General features: G+C 61.2%; 24 protein-coding genes and 2 pseudogenes. 8 read left to right on the top strand and 18 right to left on the bottom strand.

The window, feature by feature from the left end:
* The first annotated feature begins 176 nt into the window (after positions 1-176).
* Together J2Y48_RS23850 and J2Y48_RS23845 are read left to right on the top strand one after the other, a co-directional pair.
* On the top strand, positions 177-1,091 hold the full coding sequence (locus tag J2Y48_RS23850; RefSeq protein ID WP_310423618.1) for a hypothetical protein: 915 nt from the start codon (positions 177-179) through the stop codon (positions 1,089-1,091).
* A 443-nt stretch (positions 1,092-1,534) separates the two neighbouring features.
* Positions 1,535-1,798 (top strand): hypothetical protein, encoded by a 264-nt coding sequence (locus J2Y48_RS23845; RefSeq protein WP_310423615.1) that lies wholly within the window; start codon positions 1,535-1,537, stop codon positions 1,796-1,798.
* A 241-nt stretch (positions 1,799-2,039) separates the two neighbouring features.
* On the opposite strand, the gene J2Y48_RS23840 is transcribed toward J2Y48_RS23845, so the two are convergent.
* Complete coding sequence (locus tag J2Y48_RS23840; RefSeq protein WP_310423612.1) at positions 2,040-2,402, bottom strand: DUF982 domain-containing protein; 363 nt, start codon at positions 2,400-2,402, stop codon at positions 2,040-2,042.
* Positions 2,403-2,462: 60 nt separating this feature from the next.
* Entirely contained in the window at positions 2,463-2,828 is a 366-nt protein-coding gene (locus J2Y48_RS23835; RefSeq protein ID WP_310423665.1) for a hypothetical protein, read from the bottom strand.
* A gap of 141 nt (positions 2,829-2,969) precedes the next feature.
* Here J2Y48_RS23835 and J2Y48_RS23830 point away from each other — a divergent pair, with 141 nt between their 5' ends.
* The 4 genes from J2Y48_RS23830 to J2Y48_RS23815 are packed head-to-tail and all read left to right on the top strand — an operon-like array spanning position 2,970 to position 6,438.
* Complete coding sequence (locus tag J2Y48_RS23830; protein ID WP_310423609.1) at positions 2,970-4,073, top strand: inositol-3-phosphate synthase; 1,104 nt, start codon at positions 2,970-2,972, stop codon at positions 4,071-4,073.
* Positions 4,070-4,669, top strand: a complete 600-nt coding sequence (locus tag J2Y48_RS23825; RefSeq protein ID WP_310423606.1) for a histidine phosphatase family protein — start codon at positions 4,070-4,072, stop codon at positions 4,667-4,669. The genes J2Y48_RS23830 and J2Y48_RS23825 overlap by 4 nt, the downstream gene beginning before the upstream one ends.
* A gap of 24 nt (positions 4,670-4,693) precedes the next feature.
* On the top strand, positions 4,694-5,452 hold the full coding sequence (locus tag J2Y48_RS23820) for a TIGR04290 family methyltransferase (RefSeq protein ID WP_310423603.1): 759 nt from the start codon (positions 4,694-4,696) through the stop codon (positions 5,450-5,452).
* On the top strand, positions 5,449-6,438 hold the full coding sequence (locus J2Y48_RS23815; RefSeq protein WP_310423600.1) for a beta-xylosidase: 990 nt from the start codon (positions 5,449-5,451) through the stop codon (positions 6,436-6,438). Before J2Y48_RS23820 ends, J2Y48_RS23815 begins: the two co-directional genes overlap by 4 nt.
* On the opposite strand, the pseudogene J2Y48_RS23810 reads toward J2Y48_RS23815, so the two are convergent.
* The 6 genes and pseudogenes from J2Y48_RS23810 to J2Y48_RS23785 all read right to left on the bottom strand — a co-directional run bounded on the left by J2Y48_RS23810 (position 6,366) and on the right by J2Y48_RS23785 (position 11,473).
* Positions 6,366-7,476 (bottom strand): annotated as a pseudogene (locus J2Y48_RS23810) (Coenzyme F420 hydrogenase/dehydrogenase, beta subunit C-terminal domain). The gene J2Y48_RS23815 and the pseudogene J2Y48_RS23810 sit on opposite strands and share 73 nt — an antisense overlap.
* Positions 7,463-8,527 (bottom strand): polysaccharide pyruvyl transferase family protein, encoded by a 1,065-nt coding sequence (locus J2Y48_RS23805; RefSeq protein WP_310423597.1) that lies wholly within the window; start codon positions 8,525-8,527, stop codon positions 7,463-7,465. Before J2Y48_RS23805 ends, J2Y48_RS23810 begins: the two are co-directional and overlap by 14 nt.
* 291 nt (positions 8,528-8,818) lie before the next feature.
* Entirely contained in the window at positions 8,819-9,826 is a 1,008-nt protein-coding gene (locus J2Y48_RS23800) for a DUF3618 domain-containing protein (protein WP_310423594.1), read from the bottom strand.
* Positions 9,823-10,242: a phage holin family protein gene (locus J2Y48_RS23795; RefSeq protein ID WP_310423591.1), complete on the bottom strand. Its 420-nt coding sequence runs from the start codon at positions 10,240-10,242 to the stop codon at positions 9,823-9,825. Before J2Y48_RS23795 ends, J2Y48_RS23800 begins: the two co-directional genes overlap by 4 nt.
* Positions 10,235-10,834 (bottom strand): nutrient deprivation-induced protein, encoded by a 600-nt coding sequence (locus J2Y48_RS23790; RefSeq protein WP_310423589.1) that lies wholly within the window; start codon positions 10,832-10,834, stop codon positions 10,235-10,237. Before J2Y48_RS23790 ends, J2Y48_RS23795 begins: the two co-directional genes overlap by 8 nt.
* A gap of 204 nt (positions 10,835-11,038) precedes the next feature.
* Positions 11,039-11,473: a hypothetical protein gene (locus tag J2Y48_RS23785; protein WP_310423586.1), complete on the bottom strand. Its 435-nt coding sequence runs from the start codon at positions 11,471-11,473 to the stop codon at positions 11,039-11,041.
* 566 nt (positions 11,474-12,039) lie between these two features.
* Here J2Y48_RS23785 and J2Y48_RS23780 point away from each other — a divergent pair.
* Entirely contained in the window at positions 12,040-12,516 is a 477-nt protein-coding gene (locus tag J2Y48_RS23780; RefSeq protein ID WP_310423582.1) for a low affinity iron permease family protein, read from the top strand.
* 502 nt (positions 12,517-13,018) lie between these two features.
* On the opposite strand, the gene J2Y48_RS23775 is transcribed toward J2Y48_RS23780, so the two are convergent.
* From J2Y48_RS23775 to J2Y48_RS23730, 10 genes and pseudogenes are all read right to left on the bottom strand, one after another.
* Positions 13,019-13,165: a hypothetical protein gene (locus J2Y48_RS23775; RefSeq protein WP_310423579.1), complete on the bottom strand. Its 147-nt coding sequence runs from the start codon at positions 13,163-13,165 to the stop codon at positions 13,019-13,021.
* A 298-nt stretch (positions 13,166-13,463) separates the two neighbouring features.
* A complete protein-coding gene (locus J2Y48_RS23770) occupies positions 13,464-14,006 on the bottom strand; it encodes a DNA-3-methyladenine glycosylase (RefSeq protein WP_310423576.1) in 543 nt (180 codons plus the stop codon).
* Positions 14,006-15,280 (bottom strand): DUF763 domain-containing protein, encoded by a 1,275-nt coding sequence (locus tag J2Y48_RS23765; protein ID WP_310423573.1) that lies wholly within the window; start codon positions 15,278-15,280, stop codon positions 14,006-14,008. The genes J2Y48_RS23770 and J2Y48_RS23765 overlap by 1 nt, the downstream gene beginning before the upstream one ends.
* A 186-nt stretch (positions 15,281-15,466) precedes the next feature.
* Positions 15,467-15,778 (bottom strand): hypothetical protein, encoded by a 312-nt coding sequence (locus tag J2Y48_RS23760; RefSeq protein WP_310423659.1) that lies wholly within the window; start codon positions 15,776-15,778, stop codon positions 15,467-15,469.
* Positions 15,779-16,260: 482 nt separating this feature from the next.
* Positions 16,261-16,587 carry a PRC-barrel domain containing protein gene (locus J2Y48_RS23755; RefSeq protein ID WP_310423570.1) on the bottom strand — a complete coding sequence of 109 codons (327 nt, stop codon included), beginning with the start codon at positions 16,585-16,587 and terminating at the stop codon, positions 16,261-16,263.
* Complete coding sequence (locus J2Y48_RS23750; protein ID WP_310423567.1) at positions 16,584-16,928, bottom strand: hypothetical protein; 345 nt, start codon at positions 16,926-16,928, stop codon at positions 16,584-16,586. The genes J2Y48_RS23755 and J2Y48_RS23750 overlap by 4 nt, the downstream gene beginning before the upstream one ends.
* Before the next feature lies 1 nt (position 16,929).
* Positions 16,930-18,147, bottom strand: a complete 1,218-nt coding sequence (locus tag J2Y48_RS23745) for an Nramp family divalent metal transporter (protein WP_310423564.1) — start codon at positions 18,145-18,147, stop codon at positions 16,930-16,932.
* A gap of 111 nt (positions 18,148-18,258) precedes the next feature.
* Positions 18,259-18,504 (bottom strand): DUF6894 family protein, encoded by a 246-nt coding sequence (locus J2Y48_RS23740; protein ID WP_310423562.1) that lies wholly within the window; start codon positions 18,502-18,504, stop codon positions 18,259-18,261.
* Between the two features lie 281 nt (positions 18,505-18,785).
* Positions 18,786-19,972, bottom strand: a pseudogene (locus J2Y48_RS23735) (DUF892 family protein); the annotation flags it as partial.
* Complete coding sequence (locus J2Y48_RS23730; RefSeq protein WP_310423559.1) at positions 19,969-20,895, bottom strand: hypothetical protein; 927 nt, start codon at positions 20,893-20,895, stop codon at positions 19,969-19,971. The gene J2Y48_RS23730 and the pseudogene J2Y48_RS23735, both read right to left, overlap by 4 nt.
* A gap of 43 nt (positions 20,896-20,938) precedes the next feature.
* Between J2Y48_RS23730 and J2Y48_RS23725 the strand changes: the two genes are divergently transcribed.
* Positions 20,939-21,466 (top strand): DUF4142 domain-containing protein, encoded by a 528-nt coding sequence (locus tag J2Y48_RS23725; protein ID WP_310423556.1) that lies wholly within the window; start codon positions 20,939-20,941, stop codon positions 21,464-21,466.
* Positions 21,467-21,605: the final 139 nt, after the last annotated feature.

The raw sequence follows: 21,605 nt of genomic DNA, 5'->3' as shown, positions 1-21,605 counted from the left end.
TGAATCTCGAACTGTGAACTGCAATCAGGATCTGAATGTTCCCGCATCTATGGATTTTTCATGGCACGCTAATTTAGGGATTGCCCTTGATACGGAAATCGCTATGTCATCCGCGAAACGGCACGACCAATGGGTTCTCCAGCCTCCGTCAGATGCTTCGAATAGGGCAGCAAAGAATGAATGTGACATTTCAGAGCGACGTGTTTCCGTTGTTCCACCCAAAAGAGACGGACGACCTGAAGGACCCATGTCCTGTCTTTGACGGCAGCATTTGGCATATGTTCGGTTCCGCCGGGACAGTAACGACCGAGACGTGGACGTTATTCCATGCCACGGCAGAACAAATCGATGGCCCTTGGGCTGAACACGATCCAGTTGTGCTGCCGATCAACGGCTCGGGGATTGCGGCTCCGGGGGTGATATTCGCCGACGGCGTCTTTCATATGTTCGTCCAGACTGAATTCATGAGGCCTGGCGGACGAATCGAGCACGCTGTGTCGAACGACGGGTTTACCTGGGTGGTTTTACCGCCGGCAATTGTCTCGGTGGTGGGCAGCGCCGAGCATGGAATTTACGACCCGCATCCCGCAGAAATTCGAGGCGTCAAATATATGGTCTATTCGGCGATGCCTAAGTTCGACCGGGTGCCCCAGCCGGATATTTACCTTGCCCGCAGCGCAACGAATAGCTGGTTTGGTCCTTGGGAACGTGTCGGAAAGATCCTGGATCATTCGGATGTGCCGCATCACAATCACCGCGATGATCCGGACTATGAATGGGGCATTGAAGGTGGGCAACTCGTCGAGTTGCCCGATGGCCGCGTGCTGTTGAATGCAACCTGTTTCCTCCCGACAGGGGAGCGTGGCACGCGACAGCGTGTGTTCTTTGCGATCGCCGATGATGTGGAGGGACCTTATCGCACCGTAGGGCCAATCCTTACTCCTGCAGAAAGGGGAGAAAACGGACATTCGACGGTCATAATTCAGGACAACGAACTGATGCTGTTTTATCAAAGTCGAGTCGAAGCGACGTGCCATCGATGGCGCTACGGGATTGCGCGGTGCGATCTGGCTCATGCTATTGCAGCCTAGTCTTTGGTCGGACAGCTAATGAGTTTTGGGCCGACGCGATCCGGCCGAACGCCGCTCATCGTCGTCGGCTCTTAAACCTGCGAAAAATCAACGAACTCCTCTGCGAAGTCGGACTGTTCAGTTAGGCACAACGAGCAGTCCGATCGACCGCGTCATCCGTACTGCCGCAGGCGCCGAGTACGCCCGCCTTCCCGTCGGTGCGATACCGCCGAAGCAGCGAGAGGGCGTACGAAAAAGATGGCGCGATCTACATCCACACAAGTGCCGGGTTGTGCCGGTGTCGAGAGGAGACGCCCTGAGGCATTTGCCCAGCGTTGGCCGATTCGAATCTCCCGGGAACGTTCCATCGTAATGCCCGTTATGGCCGGTGCTTGGTGGCGCGGTTTGGAAAAACAGCTCACCAAAACAGAACCGGACTGCCGAACCCGAGCAAGGAGTTAGTCATGAGCGAAGCGAAAATGACGTCGAACCATGCGGAGATCAGAAAGTGGGTTGAGGAGCGCAAAGGCAGCCCTTCGCGGGTAAAGGGCGCAAAAGAGGGCGGTGTCTTGCGCATCGACTTCGGCGAGCCCGAAGATGCCCTCGAGGAAATCTCCTGGGACGATTTCTTCCGCATCTTCGACGAGAGAAAGCTGGCGTTTCTCCATCAGGACAAAACGGCTGATGGCAAGGTGAGCCGCTTCAACAAGTTCGTCGACAAGGGCTGAGCAGCGCCTAGGCCGCGCGCGGCACCGAACTCTTGCATCTAAGCTGGCGAGGGGATCTTGCGCAACTGCCCGTCCAGCCTTAGCCGGACTCGAAGCAACGCATGGAACCGAAGGGCGCTGGCCTTCACAACCTATCCACTCGTTACTCAAGGAAAATATCGTCGACCGCGACGGTCCGGTCGCAATCGGGTTCGGTCAGGTTCTTCCGGTGCCATCCGGCCGCGGCTGGTGTTCCGAGGTCTCAGTAGGTCGTGGTGACGCGATGTATCCGTACTAGGGAACGAAAGCGGCCGTCGATGGCGGCCGGACTTTGCTCCGGGGCAGCAGCCGGCTGGCGGCGCATAGCGCGCCGTGTACTACCAGTCGACATGCCGGCTTCGAGACAGGCGGCGATGAAGGCCTCCCGCGCTACCGCCGATGGAAGCGCCCGTCGCAGCGCGTCGCTGCACTGCTGGATTGCCCGGTCGTAGCGACATCCGTGGCGTGTCGGCCATTCGTTATGCAGAAAGTCCAGTGCATCGTAAACGCTCGCGAACGAACGCTCGACGCCACTTTGTAGCCGGACGCGGACAGGAACGGCCCAGGGCATTTCCGGGGTATACATGTTGTTTCTCCTTTGCCGTTCAGGGCAAGCGATCTCATCGGCCGCGCGCCCGACGGCGCCTCAAGGGAGCGTCCAAGAATGCCGTTTTAGTGCGAAGCCGCGGTTAATCACAGGCAGCGACGATGCTACGGGCAACAAGCATCCGCCCGCGGAACCGGAAAAGGACTGGCATTTCGATTCGACGAGACCGAACCGACAAGGCAGGTGATCACGGCGTGTTTCGCAGCTTTCGCAGCCGCCATTGCCCTCGAATTCGGCATCGGCGATGCCTTGGGCGAGTTGGCCGGCGCGCAGGAATGCGTTCACGAGTGCTGCGTGGCGCTTGAGGCCGGCCGGCAGGCGCAGGCAGGTCGACAGAGCCACGTCGATCCCGGCGACCAGGGAGGCCCCCGCCTCGACCCGCTCCAGATCGCCATAAACCAGCATCGTCGCACCTCCGTCGATCCGCTCAAACATCCGATCGGCAGAAATGGTCCCCGACACCTCCGCCGACGTGAATATTTGCAGGGAACCATTCAGGGTCGAACCGGTTCGGTGAGGATTGTAGATGCCGGGGAGCAAGGAAAAATGGCTTCGAGGAGCATTCGCATCGGGATCATCGGGGTCGGCAACTGCGCCTCTTCGCTGGTCCAGGGACTGACCTACTACCGCGACGCCACCGACAACGAGCCGGTACCCGGCTTGATGCATGTCGACCTTGGCGGCTACCGCGTCGGCGATATTGAGGTCGTCTCCGCTTTCGACGTCGCCGCCATCAAGGTCGGAAGCGATGTGGCCGAGGCGATCTACGCGCCGCCCAACAACACCCATCGGTTCGCCGACGTCGAGCCGATCGGCGTGCGCGTCATGCGCGGGCCGACGCTCGACGGCATCGGCTGCTACCTGCGCGATGAAATAAAGGAATCCGGCGAACCGATCGTGGACGTCGCCAAGATCCTGCGGCGCACCGAGACCGACATCGTCGTTTCCTATCTGCCGGTCGGCTCCGAAGAGGCCACACGCTGGTATGCGGAGCAGACGCTTGCGGCGGGTTGCGGCTTCATCAACTGCATTCCGGTGTTCATCGCCTCCAGTCGAGAGTGGCAGCGGCGCTTTGCCGAGAAGGGACTGCCGCTGATCGGCGACGACATCAAGAGTCAGGTCGGCGCGACCATCGTCCACCGGATGCTCGCCACTCTCTTTCGCGAGCGCGGGGTCCGCATCGACCGCACCTACCAGCTGAACTTCGGCGGCAATACCGATTTCCTCAACATGCTGGAGCGGGAGCGCCTCGAATCGAAGAAGGTCTCGAAGACGCAATCGGTGCTGAGCCAGCTCGACGTGCCCCTTCAACCCGGCGACATCCATGTCGGTCCGAGCGATCACGTGCCGTGGCTCGCCGATCGCAAGTTCGCCTATATCCGCGTTGAGGGAACAACCTTCGGCGGCGTGCCGCTCAATGTCGAGCTGAAGCTCGAGGTCTGGGACTCGCCCAACTCCGCCGGTGTCGTCGTCGACGCGATCCGCTGCGCCAGGCTGGCACTGGACCGGGGCATCGGCGGACCGCTGGTGGCACCGGCAAGCTACTTCATGAAGTCGCCGCCCCGGCAGTTCACCGATGCCGAGGCCCGGCGCCTGGTCGAAGCGTTTATTGCCGACGAGGACGGGGCGCTTCGGGGGGCGGCGGAGTGACCACGACCTTCTTCCTCGTCCGCCACGCCGCCCACGACAACGTCGGCCGTTTCCTCGCCGGCCGCGCGGGTGGCGTGGCGCTGAGCGAACCGGGCCGGGCGCAGGCACGCCGCCTCGGCTCCCGCATGGCCCGCGAGGACTTCGCCGCGATCTATACCAGCCCGCGTGAACGCGCCCAGCAGACGGCTTCGGCGATTGCCGCGGCGAACAGCCGGGCTCCGGTGCGGACGGCAGACGAGCTCGACGAGGTCGACTTCGGGCACTGGTCGGGAAAGACCTTCGACGTCCTCGATGGCGATCCTCGCTGGCGGCGGTGGAACAGCCTGCGCAGCGTGGCAAGGACGCCGGGCGGCGAAACGATGCTCGACGTGCAGCAAAGGGCGTTCGCGTTCGTCGAGGCACTCGCGGCCGAACCGGGAGATCGGCGGCTGGTCCTTGTCAGCCATGCCGACGTCATCAAGGCAGTCGTCAGCCATGTGCTCGGCCTGCCAGCCGACGCCTGGCCGCGTTTCGACGTGGCGCCCGCCTCCGTCACCACCGTCGTGGTCGGCGACTGGGGCGCCAAGCTCTTGACGCTCAACGAAATCGTCCCGTGACACAGGCAGGGGAGCGTTGCCGCAATGACCATGACTACCAACGAAGTGCGCCGTCGGATTGGAGAGCTCGGGCCGTGGTTCCACAACATCGAGCTCGGTGGGGTGGCGACCGCCCCCGATCACTTCCTCGGCGACTATCCGCGCGTCAAGTGGCGCAAGTTCGCCGAAGCGCTTCCCCTGGACCTCACCGGTCGGACGGTGCTCGACATTGGCTGCAATGCCGGCTTCTATTCGATCGAGATGAAGCGGCGTGGCGCGGACCGTGTCGTCGGCATCGACTTCGACGACTTCTACCTCGCGCAGGCTCGCTTTGCGGCGGAAATGGCGGGAGCTGACATCGAATTCCGCAGGCTCTCGGTCTACGACATCGCGGCTCTCGGCGAGCGCTTCGACGTGGTCTTGTTCATGGGGGTGCTCTATCATCTACGCCACCCCCTCCTCGCCCTCGACCTCATCCGCGAACACGCGGCCGGCGACCTGCTCGTCTTTCAGTCGATGCAGCGTGGCGCGGCCGAGATAGCGGCCGTCGAGCAGAATTATTCGTTCTGGCGAAGCGATCCCTTCGAGCGGCCGGACTTCCCGCGCCTGCACTTCATCGAGCACCGCTATGCGGACGACCCGACGAACTGGTGGGTCCCGAATGCGGCTTGCGTCGAGGCGATGCTGCGCAGCTCCGGCTTCGAAATCGCCCAGCATCCGGAAAGCGAGGTCTACATCTGCCGCACGGCCGAACGGCCGGAGCATGGCAGGCCGGTCTATCCAGCCAAGGGGAGCCCGTCATGATGGAAGCAGCGATGATCTGGAACGAGCCGAACAACAAGTCCCATTGGGACCCGGAGATCGACCCGGACTGGAGCCTCTTTGCGAAGATGGCGATCCTGGCAGGGGACGGTATCGCCGCTGCCGATCCGTCACTGACGCGGGTGCTCGGCGGCATTTCACCGATCGATCCAGGTTTCATCCGCCGCATGAAGGACTACGGCGTGCTGGATCATGTCGATGCCGTCGCGGTGCACGGCTTTCCGCTCGACTGGAACCTCTGGCAGATCGGCGAGTGGCCGCAGAGGATAGAGGAGATCAGGAGCGTCACCGGCCTGCCGATCTGGGTCAGCGAGGTCGGCGTCTCCAGCTTCGGCGCCGAGGAGGTGCAGCGGTGGGGGCTCGAGCGCACCCTCGCCCTGCTGACGGGAGGGGCCGAGCGCATTCAATGGTACAGCCTCTACGACCTGCCGCGCGCCTGGGAAGCGACCACGCGCCACCGTGAGGCCGAAGGTTCTTCGTACTACCGGCACTTCTATATGGGTCTCTTGCGCGAGGACGGTTCGCCAAAGCCAGCGGTCGAGGAGTTCATGCGGCACACGCCGGAGATCGGGCTGGTGCAGTGGTTCCATTTCGAAGACCCGCGGCTCGACGACGCCGTCGCCTGGATGAAGCGGCTCGGCGTCACCTATCTCAGGACCGGCCTGTCCTGGGCCGACAGTTTTCGGCCGGGCGCACTCGACTGGTTCGATCGGCAGATGGCGGCGCTGGAGGATTTCGACGTCACCGTCACCTTCTGCTTCACGCCCGAACACCGCGGGCTTGCGCCGCACCACACGAGCGCCCCGATCCATCCGGAGGAATTCGCGGAATTCTGCGCGCGGATGACGGCGCGCTACGCGCCGGGCGCCCGCCGCTCTCTGGCCGCAGCTGATGGTTACGGGTCGCGGTCCTCCATGCCGGCCCAGCCGAGCCGATCGAGCAGCCAACCTGGCCAACCGCGCCCATAGGCTAGCCCGTGATAGAGCGAGAGGGCCGCGCTTGCCCAGCCGAGATAGAGGCCCGGCCACCGCACGAGCCGCGCGAGCCAGAACACCCGGTGGCTCCATCGGCCGATTTTCTGGCGCATCGCATAGATCAACTTCCGGCGGGCGGAGAGCCCCTTGTCCCCGGCCTCAACCCTCTTCCTCGGCCGGACCGGTCCGCGAAAACACTGCAGCCGAAACGCCAACCCCTCGCGGCGATGGCGCAGGCCTGCCGCCTGCGTGCGCGCCACGAAATCCGCGTCCACCTTCTCAAGCTCGAGCCTGCCCTCAGCGATCCCAGCCCGCAGCAGCGCGTTCAGTTGACCGGTGCGCACGATCACGACGTTCGTCCCCCGGCCGTCGGAGGAATAGGGCTCCACCCAGGCGTCGCCGAATGAGATGTCGGCGGTCTCGGCGACGACGTCATCGCAGAAATCGCAGGCCCGGTTCTGGAAAAACCCCGCGCCCCAGTCCCCGTCCGCCATGTCCCACCAGTGGCGCTGCCGCCTGCCGCTGTCGGCGAGCATCAGCTCCGCGACATACCAGTTGGCCGGCTGATCCGAACGCTTTAGCCGGTAGTCCACTCCGCGAACCGTTTCCGGCCGCACGCCCATCTGCCAGGCAAAGCTCTCGACGAGGCGCAGGCTCTTCATATGGCCGCAGAAGAGGCCCAGCGTCAGGGCCACGCGCTCGGCCAACAGCGGGTCGACGCGCCGGAACTGCCGTTCGCCCGGAAGCCGTCCTCGGCTACGTGCCCGACATAGCTCGCCTCAAAGCGGCCGATCCGCCGATCCACATGCGAAGCTTCGGCACACCGCTCCTCCGCCAGTTCGTCCTCATTGGGCGCCAGCGGCGAGAACGGGCACAGCCGCTCGAAGTCCTGCGCGGCTGCTTCGCGGAGCTATGCGCGACGCACGCGCCGCAGCCGATGCAGAGGCCGGACGCGACGATGTCTCTCGGGCTGATCGCTCGCCTGACCAGCCGGCTGGGCGGCCCTGGCGCCGGCGGCTCAATGGAGGACACGGTCAAGATACTCCGACGAGGTGCGGCGCAGATCGGCGATCCGCTGCACGACATCCCACTCCGGTGGCTCATCGAGCAGCGCGGAGAATGCACCGGACGGCGTTCCCTCGCTGACGACGCGGTCCTCAGCGCCTATCGCCTCCGCCAGGTCGAGAATCTTGTTCGACCGGTAGCTCGACGGCTCGCAGACGAACGGCCGCCCATTGATGAGCGCGAAGATGCAGCCGTGGAAGAAATTGGTGGCGACCGCCTTCGCGTTCGCCATAAAGGCGGCGAAGTCGTCCGGACCGGCATCGATCCACTGCCCATCGGCCCAGTCGTTGCGATAGCCGATGCTGACGACCCGCACAGGGCGCCTGTCGGCCCAATGCCGCACCGCCCTCCCGAACTGGCGGGTAAATCCGTGCCCGTACAGGGCGAGGTAAGGCCCAACGACCGGCAGTGTCGCCTCGCTTTTGATATGTGGCGCGAACTGGAGGCATGGATCGAGCACGAGTGTCGCCGGCCGGCCGAGCGCTTCATCGACCAGCCGTTTAGAGTTGCGGTCGCGCACGGAAATGCATTCGAAGCGGCGCAGCCTGCCGCACCAGTCGCTGCCGAGCCCTTCCGAGGCATTCAAGTTGCCGAAGCTCGCCGCATAAGAGGCGAGCCGGCCCTCAAGGCCGTCGCCATAGAACAGCCGATAGCCGCCGTACCAGGGGTGACGAAGATTCCACACTTCGTCGCTGCCGACGAGCACCAGGTCGTGGTCCGGAGGAGCGCCGGTCCCATCCAGCGCGAAGGGTTCGCTCAGCGGCAGGACGGAAATCGCCCGCAGGAACTTACGGACCTTGGCGGCATGGCGGTCTACGTCTTGGGAACTGGACAAGACCGGCCGTTGTGGATGCAGGGCACAGCGCCATTCCGTCCGGTCGATACGGGCGGACCTGTGGTTGAGGATGGTGGCCTCCAGTCCTCGCGCCCGCAATCCCTCGACGAGGCAGCGCGCCTGCCAATAGGAGACAGAGTTGATGCAGCGATGAAAGGTCAGGACGCCCACCGTTCGTGTCATCAAGGTTTCCGATCGAGTGCATGGTTCGCCGACCCCAACCAGAGGCACCAACCTTTGTTCCCTACGGCGTGTCTGTCTCGACGAACTGCGAAGGTGTCACCGTCGCGGGTGGGCTGAAGGAATGCAACCGACAGAGTGAGGTCGGGGCGGCTGGCGGGCATGGGCGGTGTCCTCGTTGCCGACCATGGCGTCCGGCACGATCGGAAATCGTTTACCTAGCTGGTGACCGTGGTCTGCCTCAAGCAAGCAATATAGCGCGAGGCATCGACACCATGCCGGGGGCCACTTGCTTTATCGAAGCTCTGCTTCACCATCTCCACCCTTATAGTTGCGGGCTTCCTCGGCAATCCGGTCCCTGGCTGCATCGTGAACGTCGGACGCGACCGCACTCGCGCGATCGTACAGGTCTGCAGCGGTTTTTCCGACCTTGTCCATTGCGCTGCTTGCCTGTTCCGTCACGGCCTCGCGGATCGCATGGGCGGGCTCACCCAGAACTTCGTCTTCCTGCTCGGTGTGGGGAAGCGCCGAACCGATCGCGGCACCGACCGCGAACGCGAGTGCACCGCCGACCAACGGTTGATCCCGGAATTGCGCCGATAGCGCCTGATTGAGCCTGGCGGTCTGATCGCCGATGGCATGGCCGGTTGCCGTTGAACTTTCGCCGACACTTCGTCCTGCGTTGGTGATGGCGCTTTTGACCTTTGCCGCAGAGCCGCTTATCTGCGACCAGGACTGCGACATCCACCCGGATGCTTCATCGAGCAACGCTCCGGCCTCGTCTTGGATTTCCTGGATCTGATTGCCGGCGGCGTCGACAAATCCGCGATAGGCCCTGCCGCTTTCGTCAATAAAGTGGCCTGCCCGGCGACCTGCCTTGTCGGTGAGTGCGCGGAAACGGTTGCCTCGATCGTCGGCAAAGTGGCTGTAACGCTCACCGAATTGATCGTGCACCGGTTCGGTCCGGCGCACGGTACCGACGACCCGCGCAAGGGGATACTCCTCAGCTTCCTCCGCCCTGCTGATCGAAGTCTCGGGCGGCGATCCGGATTTCGCCATCAGCCACGCGAGGCTGATCCCGATCAACGCGGCCGGCAGCGGGTTCGCCTTCAGCGCTAAACCGAGATTGCTGACATACTCGGCGCCTCCGCTGTTTCTGGCGTAGTCGATGATTTCATCGATCATCTGCCCGGGGGACATGCGTTCCTGTATGGCGTGAAGCTTCTCTTCGATGCGCTCACGATCGGCATTGATCTCCGATTGAAGTTCAGCGGCCGTTGGGTGTTCTGAATTGTGGTTCATAGTCCCTTCCCCCTAATGACGTCCGCGTCCTGCCGGAGCGATGTGGCGGTGCGGTCGAGGGTGAGATTGCTGGTGCGCAGAGCCGCGGTTCCGCGGTGGATCATGGCCCATGCGAGGAAGGCTACGACAACCCCCACGATGACGGAGGCGAGTGCATCGGCGTTGGGCTCCGTCACCCCTTGTGAAACCAGGAAGGCGGCCAAGCCGGTTACCGCAGCACTTAAGAGAACGCCGATCGCGCCGATGGCGAAGACGAGACCGATCGCGAGAACTTCCAGCCCGCCGAGCGCCCGGTCCACCTTTTCTGAGGCCTCGGCCTTCGCAAGATCGATTTCCTTGCGAAAGAGCCCCGAAAGGTCCGTGACGAGACCGCCGACGAGTTCGGTAAGAGAGCGTTGATCGCTGTGATTAGCCATTGTAAGAACCCTCCGGATTTTCTGCCCCTTGCCCGGGTGACGTCATTTTGCCGGGTGGCGTCATTCTGAATGGAGCGGACTTTCCCGGCCGCCGTGGCGGCGATGCCATCAGAAAGCGGCTGGTCACGAAACCGGCGAGTGCTGCCATTCCCAAGAACGCCAGCGGCTGTCTTCGACCGAAATCCTCGGCCATATTGGCTACCTCGCGGAGATCGCGATCCTTGATCTCGCCAGCGAAGTTCTGAAGGGAACTGCCGATCCGCTTTGCATAGCGCCCGACCTCCGGTTGATCGCTCTGCTCCATTTCGGCGCCGATCTTCGATATCGCCGTTGCAATTCCGCTGACCTTTGTCGCGGCAAAATTCCTTTCGTCGGCGGCGATCTTGCTTGCTGCCTCCTTGACCTGCTGCGTCTGCTCTTTTGCGACTTGCCCGAGGTCTTGCAGGTCGTCCTTCAGGGACCGAGCAAGATCGCCCGCGCCGCTCTGCGACGGCTGTTGCTGGCGCGGTTCGACGCCTGACTCGCTTTCGGCTGGGCTCGTCGGGAGCCCTCCGGTTGGAACGCTCGTACCGCCTTGGATTGGATCACTCATGATAGACCTCCGATACCGGCATCATGAAATGGTAAACAGCCGATGAAATGGTTTGTTCCGATTGGATCACGCCCTTCGCTGCTCGGACGGAGGCGGCTCCCCCCGCTCACGTGGCAGTATAACGGGGCGGGCTGCTCCGCCGGCGAGCGCAACAACGCCGATTAAGGGGAGGCGCAAGAAAGGCCCCACCCGGTCCGCATCTTCTTACATGCGATGGATAACGCCGCAGACCCGCCGCATCGACTTGCTCGTCAGACTACCCGTACTGCCGGGGGCGGTCGAAGCAGCCTTCTGGCAGTCGGATCTGACCTGCGCCTGCTCCTGCTGGTTCAGGGATTTCCAGTTCTTCTTTATGTCACGTGCGGAACGTGCAGTGGCGCCATTTTCATCTCGGAAAAAGGCCGTTCCGATGTGGCCCGACCAACCGTTTGGCATCTGCATGGCCGCACCGGCTCCGCTGTGGGACATCCCGCCTGCGCCGCTCGTGGTTCCTACGCCGCCGCCTGACCCGGTGGTCGCGCTACCGCTCATTCCCGACGCGCCCGAGCCGGTCGTGGTGCCACCACCGCCGGTTCCCTGGGCGAATGCCGCCGTGCCGATACATAGGGCAACCGCCGTGATCGCCATAATCTTCGTCATCGTAGTTCTCCTTGCGTATGCCGCCTGTTCTGCGGCAGGTCACTAAACCTCCCGCGTAAGGACTGGTTCCAAGGTTTCCCGCAACTGACTATGTTCTCGCCAAAATGTGATCGTCGACGGGCGACGATGCGTTGTCCTAAGCACTGGATGCGTTGGGGGCACGGCGGCAACGTGCCTCCGGCGGTTGATGGGCGCCCCACTAACCCCTCAAATTTCAGGGGTGAGTTTTCTTGGGGTACAATGCCCAGATGACGAGGGGTGCCCCATCGATCGCTTAGGCGTCTGGCGCCATCGCGCCATCACAGCAGGGATTCGCTTGACGCCTTCTACGACAATCGACCGTTTTGGCTATTTCGCAATTCTACGCAGCTTGGAACTACTCGCGATCACGCACGCGGTAGCGTCTGCTGAGTGGCCGTACATGCCGGCAACAAAAAAGGCCGCGGGATGATGCCGTGTCCAAATATCAGAATGCCTGTTAGCCTTTGCAATTGAGGACTGATGTCGACGCGGCGAAACTTTTCGGTAAATGCGAAGTTCTTCCGGCATTACGCAGGAGAACGACGATGCCGGGCCTTCGCCACCTATTCACCGCCTTTGCAAACCGCGTTTCGGATCTTTCCGGAAAGCCGGTAACCTTCATGCTCGCGTTCGCCGGAGTGGTCGCCTGGGCGGTTACCGGGCCGATGTTCGGTTACTCGGAAACCTGGCAGCTGGTGATAAACACCTCCACCACCATCATCACCTTCCTAATGGTGTTCATCCTGCAGAACACACAGAATCGCGACGGCAAGGCCGTGCAGGCAAAGTTGGACGAACTGATCCTCACCAGCAAAGCTGCGGAAAATTGCTTCGTCGGCGTCGAGCGGTTGGAGGAAAAGGAACTCCGCAATCTCAGCGGTGCGCTCGCCGATAGGGCACAGCGGATGGAAACGGGCCAGCCTGTCGAGCCGATCGACATCTCCGAAGCGCTGAAGGACAGGCCAGAGCCGCCGCCTGGAAATCCAAGAAAGCCGAACGGCATGCCGATTGGCGAAGGCTAAAGCTGCCTCGGGTTCAGGGCTCAAGGAGCCGCTTCTGGATCTCCTCTTCAAGCTCCAGGCAGAGTGTAGCGTATTCCTGCGCGAGGTGCGATTTACTGGGATCGACCCGGTAGGCATGGAGGGAGGCGACGCCTCGGCTGAAATCAAATAAGCGCGCAGCTGCGGCCTCTTCAGCATCATTAACCTCCGCCCGCTCATTTTCCCGGCTTCCTTTTTGGTGATCCAGGCACGGGGTGCGCCAAACGGGCGCGGAGTTTCTTGGTTTTCTCCTGCCGTGCAGCGGTCTCGGCTGCGATAATTGCCCACGCGGTACTGTTAATCTCCTTGGGCTTTTGGTCCGCGTATAACTTGTCAGGCGTCATCGCCGTGCCTCCAGTTGAGGGCGTCTGCAAGCCGCCCCTTACTTCAATGAGTTGAACCGAAACTTCCGCCTCCTCGGCTGTGGCCACAAACGCCAAGCGCACGGTTTCGTCGTCTATCTCCTCATCGAAGTTTCTGCCGACTAAACCCAATGCCCGATTGAAGGCAGGCCCGGCCAGCAATTGGTCAGATAGACGGCCGCTTCGTGCGTGCTGCGGACTACTGCAAAGCCGCCGGCCCCCTTCAGGTCGATCGCAACACCCTTCGGCCAATCCAACTTCAGAGGCATGTCGCGCTTTTCCTTCAAGCTCCCGAATTTAAGCGAAAACGCACATGCGCGACCGCTGTTCCGGAACCGGAGACAACAGAAAAGGCCGGGTTTCCCCGACCTACCGTTCTGTGCGCGGGAAGAGGTGCGCGCTCGTCCTGAAACCCACCTCGGTCGCCTTGCCAGGGCGTTCTCGCAGCCTGAGACCGCCTTTATCAAAGTGGCCTAAAGCGGGACGGTTCGGATCGCTGCTCGAAGGAGAAGCGATCTCGATCCGATTGAACGCGAGAAGTAGCCAAAGAGAGCCGACCCTGGGACTTTAAATGGGCTTGCTTAGGTAGCGCGAGCCTTGCACGGCAAATCGCCAAGGTCGCTCAACCGCTTTTGTGATCCCAATCCGAACGCCCCTGGCCACCGGGGTGGGAACTATGGGAAGTGCCAGCGAAAAGGGTGGTTCGTGAATTGGAAGTCCATTCATTTCGCCAGTCACGCTGAGCGCTTTGCAAACATTTCCAGGCCCCGCGCATAGCTTGTATGGGTTATCCGTCCCGCGTCGTGCCATCATCGCATCGACCGCATGCGTTGGCTCGAGCGCGCGAACCAGGACCGCGCTACCCCTCTCGCAGACAAAATTCACGCACCAGTGCAGTCCATAAGACCGATAAACGTAGGCTCGGGCTGCCTCACCAAACATAGGTGCGTTGGCAAGCGTTTGCCCCCGATAGCTGTGAGATGCCTCGTCGTCCTGTCGATAGGCTTCGGTTTCGACGATCACGCCACCGACGCCGTCAACCAGCAGGTGGGCACCAAGAAGATCGGCAGCAACCGCGACCGCGTCTCGCAGGAAGAAGTCCGCATGCATCAGCGTCGATATCCATTTTCGATTTGGTCTTCTGACGCAGAATGTGGTTCCCAGCCGAACACGTTTCGGCCGCCGAACTGACTGGATCGTTGGAATTCTCCGGCCACGATTTCCTTTAGATCGGGGCCCGTCGCGTACCGCTCGAGCCGCCGGCTCTGGTCGTCCAGCCGTTTCAACGCTTGCAGTTCCTCGTCCAGCCCCAGCCTGGCCTTCTGTACGGCAGATTTCATGACGCCGATCGTCTCGTCGTAAACTTTCAGCGGGACAGGAAATGGATGGCGATCTTTCCCCCCATGCGCGAGCGAAAAACGGGCAGGGTCGGAGAAACGATAGGGAGCGCCATGGACGACTTCCGCCACCATCGCCAGTGCCTGCACGGTTCTTGCTCCAACACCCGGCGTTAGCAGAAGATTCTCGAAATCCACCGGACCCCGATCGGCGGCGGCGGCCAGATTGCCATGAAGACGACGCATGTTAACGTCAGCCGGGCGGACGTCATGGTGAGAAGGCATTACAAGATGCGGCAATTCGAACTGCTCTTGCCCCTCTGCAGTGTTGGGCGGTTCTCTCTCCAACAGCGCAAGTTCGCGAACGATTTTGTCCGGTCCCAGCGACGCGAGCAAGTCGAGTTGTCCTTTGCGGGACGGGTTGGCGCGTGCGTCAGCCAAATTGACAATCTGTCCCTGGCTTTTGCCCTCGATGGCAGCATGCGGTGAATCCAGGAAACTGGCCAGTCCTTCGGACAGCCAATGATATCGCCGCGCCTGGCGCTTCTCGCCATTCATTCCTTGTTGGACGACAACCCATTTGCCGTCATTCGCGACAACGAATCCGTGCAAGTAGAGATCGAATCCGTCCTGGACCGCCGCACTATCCACCTTAGCGACGAGCCGGCTGGTGGTGGAAAGCTGAACTCCGTCAAGGCCTACGCGGTCGCCGATCGATATGAGCTCTTGCGGCGTCCTTCGCGATTGAGCACCGCGGCCGCCACAGACATGAATCCCCAGTTCCCCGGAAAGCGGCGATACACCTCGCTTCAGCGCGCCGATGACACTGGTCGTGATACCGGACGAATGCCAGTCCATCCCCATCACCGCACCGAAGGATTGAAACCAGAACGGATTGGCCAGCCTGCGCAGATATTCATCGCGCCCGTAGTGATGGACGATCGCCTGAGTAATGACTGCGCCTATGCGGGTCATTCGGTCCCCAAGCCACCTTGGGACCCTGCCGCCATGCAATGGCAGATCAGCACTGCCCGCTCGTCTCGTCAATTCATCAAACCTGTTGCTGCTCGCCCCGTCCGGCGTCAAAGGGGCGGCATGGCGTTTCGGATGCCTTCATGTCGCCGCCCTATTCCCGTTCTGCCTTTGTTCGTGATTTAAGCCTGGACCATGACGAAGACAATAGGCAAAGCACATGAGTGCGGCGGGGGGTCACTCAGCGGGGTGCGTCGCCGGCTAGAACTCAAAATAGATTGTCACTCCTGACCGGCGATAATAGGGATCACGATAGCCGTAATAGCCGGGATAGCGGTAATAGCCGGGATAGCGGTTGTAACACCTGCGGTAGTAACCGCAGGAACCATAGGCGTAGCGGTGATTCCAGTAACGATCACCATACCAATGACGATGGCTTCGGTGTCTGACCTGCTCGACATCGCCGGTCCGCACTTGCTCTGCATTCGGCACGAGGGTTGGCGCGGCGTTTAGCGGTAAGGCAAAAGATGCAGCCAGCACTCCGGCTGCAAGTGAGGACAATAGCTGCTTCATCATCGACGCATCCTCTTAGGCTTGCATCTTGAACTACCTGGCCTGAACCTCGGATGAACAGCTGGGCGCGCTCGACCGTTGCGGACTTAAAAACGAAACCGCCCGCGCGCTGCGCTGGGCAACGACCGGCTCGACGGTGGTAAGGGTCACAAGGGTATCATGGTGGGTCAGAAACGACGCGATCCGGGCCACGCCGCCCTCGCGCAACGATCTGCTTGGCGGCGCGCAGCGAGGATGCCCGTTTTTGGTCGTCCCCACCGCTTCGCTGAAGTAGCCACGACCGAAACACGCCGCCAAGGCCGGCATTCAGGTCGCCTTTGCGATTTCCTGAAAGTTGACAGTCCGCTGAGGGCCGCAGGGTTTTTCCAGGTCGAATCGGACCACCTTAGATCCTACGAGGCTTTTGTCGCGACCGGGAACAAAAAAACTAGAGTGGCCTGAATCGCGATGGACATTACGGGGGGACTGACATCAAGACCATTCTAGCCGATTGTAGACGAGCGACGAGGCGGCTCCAGTCGCCGCGGGTCACAAAGCAATTTCGGTGAATCTGCGTTAGAAAGATCGAGTTGCTCCCAGGGAACAGCCAGTACTTCACCTGAGCGCAGGCCGACAGCTCCGAGGACGGCGCGCGCGAGTGAAGACGAAGCCAGGCTCTCAAGAAGCGCAAAGCTCCCGAGGTGATATTCGACGATGAGGAGTTCGCCGCTCTGCGCCTCCGCGACGACTTCCTCGATGCGTCCGACCACTGCATTGTCCGGCCCTAACACCCGTACGCCCAGCAAATCCTCGAGAAACAGCTCGCTCATGACAGCCCGCCCGGAATCCAGCGCAGAACGTGTCGACGGAGCCATTGCTGCCAACGCTCCAACGGCAGTTCCGAGCGCTCGACATCGACGGTTATGTCGACACCGACGTCGGCGACGTGGGACCAGACGAGCCGATATCCGCCGCCCCGCTCGCGGGCGAGTGTGCGAAGGCCCACGCCGATCAGTAGCCGCCTGGCCACCGTCGAGGTGCCGAGCTCGACCGCGTCAACCTTCGGCCGCCCGAACTCGTCGAGGCGCAGAACGATGCCGTCGACCCTTCCGACGCGAACCCTTGCCTTGTCGACGAGCTGCTTGTCGAGAACGTCTCGCACCAGGTGCACGTCAGCCTCCCCAAACTTGCAGCGGTACGGTGACGATCGCGAGCACGAAGGTCAGGCCAATGATGAACAGGACGACCGCGTTGCCTATCCAGCCATTGGTATGGTCGCCAACGAACGCCCTATCGTTCATCAGGAACAGAAACGGTATGACGCCGAGAGGAAGGCTTATTGCGGTGACCGCCATGGAAAAGATGGTGACCCGCAGGGGATCGAGACCGGCGGCAATGGGAATGACGGCGATAACGATGGCGACCGTGTAGACGAGGCTGAAGGCGGGATCGGTTTTCGGTTTTGCGTCCTCGGACCAGTTCCAGCCAAACCCCTGGGCGGTGATATAGGCTTGGGCGAGGCTCAGTTCCAGCGCCGCGCCAAAACAGGTGATCAGAAGCGAGAGGGAAAAGATGTAGATGCCCCAGGTGCCGAGGGCCGGGGTCAGGATCATCGCGATCTGTTCGTAGCTTTCGATGTCCTCGATGCCGCGGGGCGGGTAGACCATAGCAGCCAGGACGATGATGGCGACGGAGAGCGCGCCCCCAAACGCCATGCCGAGCGTCGCGGTGATCCTGTTGATTCCAAAATACGATTTGTCCCACTTTTCTTCGATGGCCCCGGACGAATAGAAGAAGAACAGATAGTTGGAGATCGTCGCTCCGAGGATGCTGACTGCGATGAAAGCGTAATGTGATCCGTCCTTGTCGGGAAGAGACGGGAGTGCGCCCCTCGCCACTTCGCGCCACGGCGGCCCCATGACGCACATGGCGACGACGAACGAGAGTGAGATCAGCCCGAGCGCCGATACTCCCTTTTCGATCGTTCCGAATGTGCCGCGCCACAAAAGCAGCCAGGCGGCGAAGGCGACGGGCAACGCCCACCATTGAAAGCTCCACCCGGTCAGAAACTGAAGGCCGAGCGCCACACCGCCGATTTCGGCGGCGAGCACCATCAGATTCACGATGGAAATCACGACGAAGATGAGGATAAAAAGATTGGAGCCGAAGCGGTCCCGGATGCCATCAGCGATCGTATAGTGACTAGCGATGGCGAACCGTCCGGACATCTCCACGAGAACGATCAGACATCCCGTTCCGAGGACAACGGCCCAGATGAGTGCGAAGCCGTAGGCCGCCCCGGCCTGGGCGGAGGTCGCAATCGACCCTGTCTCCAAAAAACCACCGACGCTGGTCACGATTCCAAGCGAAATCTCGAGCAATTTCTTCATGGCATCTCCGACGCGGGATCAATATCGTTCTGGGGTCCGAGATGACGCGCCCGTTTGCGGACCTTGACCGAATGGCTTTGCAGCGGGCGAGATTCACACCAGTCCGAACCCTCAGCGTTTAAGCAGCAGTGCCTGCACCACCTCATGAAAAGAGAGCTTCACCCGCAACGCGTTGTCTTCGTCTCGAACCTCCATGCGCTGGTCAGGAATGGCTTCGCCAGATTTGATTTTGGCTGCCGCCAACTCGCGTACTGCAGCGAGTGCGCTCGTGTGAGCTTGGTGGAGATCGGCGAATTCTCCGCCTTCCTCGTCGAGTATGACACCGTCCGTCGGTCGAATATTGAAAAAATAACGCATCTTCCACCAAATGCGACCAGCTGCCAGGCACTGATCCCTTCAGAAGAGGTTCAGCATCAGGCGGTGGTACTCCTGCTCTGGCTTTCCATAGGCATCATGGGCGAACTGGCAGGATTTCCGGCAGGCGACTTGGGGAAGCAGCGGCCAGCGGGCGGCTCTGGCTTTGGAACCAACCGCGGCAAGTGCAGTTGGATACGCTGCCTTGCGGGGCGATGTGAACCCAGAGATGTGCCAGGTCCGCCGCCCTGTCGCCAAATGCTCCGTCTAGCCTCGCAGTTCTCACGAGCCATCGACATCAACGGCTGCGCGACCTGATCAAGAAGCTGTCCTGCATTCTGCTCCTCGCCCATGGAAAGCGTGAGCAGCTGGGCGACGCGCGGTTGCGACAACTGCAAGGCCAGATTTCGGGCTGTTGTGTATGCCGCGATTTCATAGTGCTCGACGCGGAGTGCTGCGCCGATCAGCGCGATATCCGCAGGGGCGTCCTCTTTTTCCTTGCCTTCGGTCATCACCTCCTCGCCTTCCTCCACCAGGCCAGCCATGGCCCGGCAGGGTTTGGCACGAGCAGGCGCACCGAGGACCTTGAGGCATTCACCAAGGCGTTCAACCTGGACATCAGTCTCTAGATGGGTTTCCAGTAGGGTCACCAGCTGCTGCGAACGTGCAACCTTCGCCATCTTTGGCAGCGCCTTGAGAAGCTGTTTCTCTGCATGCAGCAGGTCTCGAAGCTCATCAACGAGCACCTCCTCGAGTGCCTCGGATCACTCCTCGGGTGCGCTCTTCGAGCGAATGGTGGCCAATTCACCGTTCTTTTTCGAGCCATCGAACGCAGACGCCTCAACAAACTCCCAAGGCTCGCCTTCATTCCAGGGACCACGCATGTCCACTTCACCGTGGTCACCCTCTCCGGTCGAATCGTTGAAGAACTGATCCGCGAGCTTGGATGTCGGAGCAATTTTTCCGATGCTGAGGGGCGGCTTACCCATGCTTTCCAGAGCGAGCGAGAACGACCGCATGTGTGCGATCTCGCGCGTCATGAGAAACTGCAGTGCATCCTTGCTTCCGGTGTCGTGGCAGAAATTGATCAGACGCTCGTAGACGATCTTGCTCGTGCTTCCGCTGCTATGTTGCTGCGCAAATCGGCGTCGAGTTCGCCGGTGATTTTAAGATAGTCGGCTGTCCACGGGTTTCCCAAGGAGTTGAAAAGATTCACACCGCCGCCGCCTTCGGCTTCGTCTCTGATGCTCTTTAACGGCTTGAGATGCATGCGCGCCAGGGTGCCGACAACTTCCAGGTGGCTCAGTTCCTCGGTGCCAATATCCATCAGTAGATCCTTGCGAGCTGGGTCTTCGCGATTAAGCCCCTGGATCGAATACTGCATTGCAGCCGCCAGTTCGCCGTTCGCCCCGCCAAACTGGAGTTTCTCAAAGTTTCTAGCGCAGGGATCGCTGCAACAATTAGTTATCATTGCAAGACGAGTTGCAGGGCAGTGCCTGTCACCAAAATCACGATCCAGATCGCGAACAACGCCATGATTGCGGTTTCTTCTGTCATTTTGACACCCTTCAGAAGGCTAGATCTCCGGCCCAACACCAATGCATTGGTTTGGTTCCGCCGAGGGACGTGCATGACAGCTATCACTGCATAGCGGGGTATGTTTGTCCTACTCTCAGCTGCAACATCACGGCTGAGAAAATTCATCAGCCTTCCCGTGGAACCAGTGGAGCCGCGGCAGGTTGGGTGCCCTGCCGCCAAACTGCGGCACTTACCGAAGGAGAAAAGCGATGAAACTGCGCTCGTCGTATGTCTCGGCGCGGCGGCTTTCGCCCAGAGCGGCGGCGGTGGCGGTTCCGGCGGATCGGGAGCCGGCGGTGGCGCAGCTAGCGGCGGGGCCGTCGCTTCGGGAATGAGTGGAGGCGCATCCAGCGGGTCAGGGAGCATGGGAACCGGTAGCGGCGCAACTGGAATGTCCGGTGGCGGAGCCGGTGCGACCACAATGATGCCTAACGGCTCCGACAGCATCGGAAGCGCATTTTTCAGCGATAAGAATGGCGCCACTGCACGCTCGGCAAGTGAGATCAGAAAAAATTGGCGCTCGCTAAGCGAGCAAGAGCAGGCGCGGGTCAGGTCTGATTGCCAGAGCTTCTCTTCGACGGGCACTGGCAGCACGACCGGCAGCGGTACCGACCAACTGGCCAGCGGAGCCAATGGCAGCACGGGAGGGGTCAGCAACGAGACCACGTCCAGCACCACGCCAGGGACCACAGGTACGACAGGCGGGTCGATGCAGTCGGCGATGTTTGAGCGCGCCGGCGCTGGCAAGCAGCCCTTCCCTTTTATACTGCCCGCAGGCGAGCGCGCCCGACTCTCCCCGAAGCAGTCCTGGAACATTTCTAGATCTTCTTGGTTGGACCGCTCGCAAAGGAGACAGACTATGAAAACGATTACTTTGACGTTCGCGGTGATGATCGTGGCGACCTCTGCCCTAGCGCAATCGACCACCGAGAAAACCGGCATCAACTCTCTGCTGGGAGTGGCGCCGAAGACAGATGACTTTGTGAAAGAAGCGTCCATGAGTGATGTGTTCGAAATCACATCCAGCCAGCTCGCGATCGAGCGGGCCGATGCAGCGACGAAAAGCTTCGCCCAGCAGATGGTGCAGGATCACCAAAAAACGACGAATGAGCTGAAGCAACTGGTCAATGCCGGTAAAGTCGAAGCCACCCCGGCGGACACGATGTCGGACGCTCAGCAAAGCACCTTGAAGAAACTTCAAGGCCTCCAGGGCGACGGTTTTACCAAGCAGTACCAAGAGGACCAGGTTGACGCGCATGAAGACGCCGTCGATCTGTTCAAGCGCTATGCCGAAGGCGGTGAAAATCCGGATCTCAAAGCATGGGCGTCAAATACGCTTCCAGCCCTGCAGCACCATCTGGAGCTGGCTCAAGGGTTGGCGAGGTGAGCCGACCGCGCGGACGTTCCGGGCGGCTAGGAAGCTCTTGACTTGCTGAGAAAGAATGCCCGGCTGCGCCATGGCCCGAAGTACGAGAGGCCGGTTCGGCTCTGCCGCGGATCACTGAACCGCGCGACGCCGCTGGCGG

Source organism: Mycoplana sp. BE70 (genome assembly GCF_031455855.1).
In the GTDB taxonomy this organism is placed as follows: Bacteria; Pseudomonadota; Alphaproteobacteria; order Rhizobiales; family Rhizobiaceae; genus Mycoplana.
Note: the sequence above shows the minus strand (reverse complement) of the source record. Positions and strands in the feature narration are given on the sequence as shown.